The sequence below is a fragment of the Bacillus sanguinis genome, assembly GCF_018332475.1.
Classification (GTDB): Bacteria; Bacillota; Bacilli; order Bacillales; family Bacillaceae_G; genus Bacillus_A; species Bacillus_A sanguinis.
In genome coordinates, this window is the sequence record NZ_BOQB01000697.1 from 1 (window position 1) to 376 (window position 376).

General features: G+C 34.3%; 1 protein-coding gene. It reads left to right on the forward strand.

Going from position 1 to position 376, the window contains the following annotated elements:
• A partial coding sequence (gene plsY, locus KI369_RS29265; protein ID WP_212959078.1) for a glycerol-3-phosphate 1-O-acyltransferase PlsY occupies positions 1–376 on the forward strand: 376 nt, incomplete at both ends.

Below are 376 nucleotides of genomic sequence, written 5' to 3' on the forward strand. Positions count from 1 at the left end.
GAAGCGGTAATCCTGGTGCAAGAAATATGGGGCGCGTATATGGAAAAGGGTATTTCATCGCTACATTTTTAGGTGATGCAATCAAAGGGACAATCGTAGTTTCTATTGCAAAATACCTTTTTGGAGATTCTACATTTGTAATGTTAGCTTTAATGGCTGTTTTACTTGGACATATTTATCCAATTGTATTTAAAGGCAAGGGCGGAAAAGGCATATCAACATTTATCGGAGGATTAATCGCATTTGATTATTTGATAGCGCTTACCCTTGTTGCTGTTTTCATTATATTTTATTTAATCTTTAAAGGATTTACGAAGCCAGGGTTAATTACAATCGCTTGTTTACCAGTTTGCATGATTTTATATTCTTACTCAAT